General features: G+C 73.9%; 3 protein-coding genes. 2 read left to right on the forward strand and 1 reads right to left on the reverse strand.

Annotated elements, in window-relative coordinates; genetic code table 11:
- Positions 1-85 precede the first annotated feature (85 nt).
- Positions 86-1,153: a bifunctional adenosylcobinamide kinase/adenosylcobinamide-phosphate guanylyltransferase gene (locus tag ETD85_RS61605; protein WP_138698987.1), complete on the forward strand. Its 1,068-nt coding sequence runs from the start codon at positions 86-88 to the stop codon at positions 1,151-1,153.
- 100 nt (positions 1,154-1,253) lie between these two features.
- Here the strand turns inward: ETD85_RS61605 and ETD85_RS61610 are convergent, their stop codons facing one another.
- Positions 1,254-2,054, reverse strand: a complete 801-nt coding sequence (locus ETD85_RS61610) for an ABC transporter ATP-binding protein (protein WP_138698988.1) — start codon at positions 2,052-2,054, stop codon at positions 1,254-1,256.
- A gap of 34 nt (positions 2,055-2,088) precedes the next feature.
- On the opposite strand from ETD85_RS61610, the gene ETD85_RS61615 reads away from it, so the two are divergent.
- Positions 2,089-2,521: adenosylcobinamide-GDP ribazoletransferase (locus ETD85_RS61615; RefSeq protein ID WP_138698989.1), on the forward strand; the 433-nt coding region annotated here is incomplete at its 3' end.

Raw genomic sequence — 2,521 nt, forward strand, 5'->3', positions numbered from 1 at the left:
TCCCTGCCCACCCCACACTCGCGCCACGGCCCCGGCCCGGCACCCGGTCCGCGCGCTCGCCTGGCCGCTTTGTACGCTCGGCGCGGTGAAGGTCCTTCTCTCCGGTACGGCGGGCGGCTCCGGCTGGCCCGAGCCACGATGCCGTTGCGCCTCCTGCGCCGGGCTCCCCGCCGGGCACCGCCGCCCGTTCGAGCTGATCGTGGACGGCGCGATCCGGTTCCCCTTCACCCGACTGCCGGACGGATACGCGCTCCACGCCGGCGGCCACGGGCTGACCGGCCCGGACGGCTCGGCCCTGCTGTGCCTCCCCCCGGGCTCACCCGCACCAGGCGTCAAGCCGCACCCGGACGGGCCCGCCAGATACGACATGGTCCTCATCGACCTGCTCGACCGGCCGGAACGGCTCGGGGAGCTGCGACGGGCCGGGCTGGCCGACGACGCGACCCTGGTGGTGGCCATCGGTCTCGATCACCGGGTTCGCTCGGAGGAGGAGCTGGCCAGGCGTCTCAAGCTGTGGGGCGCGCACGCCGTTTCCGACGGCACGGAGCTGGAGCCGCCCCCGTCCGGGCGCGCCCGGACCTCGGGCACGCACGCCGCGTCCACGCGGGTCTCGTCGCCGGAGCGGGCCCAGGGGCAGGTGGGGCGGGCGTTGCTGCTGGGAGGCTCACGGTCCGGCAAGTCGGCCGAGGCGGAGCTGCGGCTGGCCGCGGAGCCGTACGTCACCTATGTGGCCACCGGTCCCGGCGGCGAGGGTGACGCGGAGTGGGCGGCGCGCGTGCGGGCGCACCAGGTGCGGCGGCCCGCGCACTGGGGGACCGTCGAGACCTCCGACCTCGCCGGGACGATCCGGCGGGCCACCACGCCGCTGCTGATCGACGGGCTGGGCACCTGGCTGGCGGCGGTGTTCGACGATCACGGGGCTTGGGAGGGCGACCGCGCGCCCGTGACCGCCCGTTGCGACGAGCTCGTGGCGGCGTGGCGGCAGACGCCCGGACGCATCGTGGCGGTGTCGGACGAGGTGGGGATGGGCGTCGTACCCATGACGGCCAGCGGGCGGGCGTTCAGGGACGCCCTGGGACGGCTCAACGAGCGCCTGGCGGCCGAGTCCGAGTACGTGGCGCTCGTGGTCGCGGGACGCCTGCTGGAGCTGTGACGGCACCCCGGACCGAGGTGCCGCGTTCGGGGACCCGAGAAGGCGCTCGGGCCCGCCGGTACGAGGAGACCTGCTCGGGCGTCAGAGACCCCGCACCGAGCTACGGGCGGACGGCTCTGGCGTACCAGCGGCCGTCGAGGCGGTCCACGTGCAGGGGGCGGCCGAAGCAGTCGGACAGGTTCGGCGGGGTGAGCACCTCCGACACGGGCCCGGCGGCCAGCACCCGGGCGTCGCGCATGAGCATGGCGTGCGTGGTCGTCGCCGGCACCTCCTCCAAGTGGTGCGTCACCGTCACGGTGGTCAGGACGGGCCTGGTCGTGGCCAGGTCCTCGACGGCGGTGATGAGATCCTCCCGCGCCGGCAGGTCCAGCCCCGCGAACGGCTCGTCGAGCAGCAGCACCGCCGGGTCCGCCATGAGCGCCCTGGCGACCCGGATGCGGGCGCGCTCGCCCTGCGAGCAGACCCGGAACGGCCGGTCCGCCAGGTCCTTGCACCCGAGGTCGGCCAGCAGGCGATGCGCCCGCTCCTTCTCGCTCTCGCCGTACTTCTCCCACAGGGGAACGCTCGTCCCGGTGTGCCCGGTGAGCACCACGGTGTGCGCGGTCGCCCCTTCCTCCTCCATCAACTCCTCGTCGATCAGCCGCTGGCTGGACGCGACCAGGCCGAGGTGGCGGCGGAGCTCCCGTACGTCGACCCGGCCGAGCCGGTGGCCGAGCACCTTGACCGTGCCTTCACTGGGATGCCGCACGGCGCCCGCGAGAGAGAGCAGCGTCGTCTTGCCCGCGCCATTGGGGCCGAGGATCACCCAGTGGTCGCCGTAGTCCACCTGCCAATCGACCGCGTCGAGCAGCGATTTGCCGACAACCCGGACACCTACGCCTTCCAGTTCAACCACGTGCATCCCGCCACACTAGTGGGCCATAGGATCGTCCGTTATGCGGCTGGTGCACGGGCTGCGGTTCGCGATCGGCACGCTCAGCGTCTTCCCCGTACGTGTTGAGCGGGTGGATCGGGAGGTCGCGGGGCAGGCGATGGCGCTGGCGCCGGCCGTCGGGCTGGTGCTCGGCGCGGTTTGCGGGCTGCCGTTGCTGCTGCCCGCTCCGCCGCTGCTCGACGCGGCTCTGGCGCTGGGGCTGCTGGCCGTACTGACCCGGGGGCTGCACCTGGACGGGCTCGCCGATCTGGCGGACGGGCTGGGGAGCGGCAAGCCCGCCGATCAGGCGCTCGACATCATGAAAAAGTCGGACATCGGGCCCTTCGGGGTGATGTCCCTGGTGTTCACGCTGCTCGTTCAGGTGACCGCGCTGGCAGGTGCCGGAGCGGGGCCGGCGGGAGCGGGCTCTGCCGGTGCGGGCACAGGGGCGGGGG

It is taken from the genome of Nonomuraea zeae (genome assembly GCF_005889725.1).
GTDB lineage: Bacteria > Actinomycetota > Actinomycetes > Streptosporangiales > Streptosporangiaceae > Nonomuraea > Nonomuraea zeae.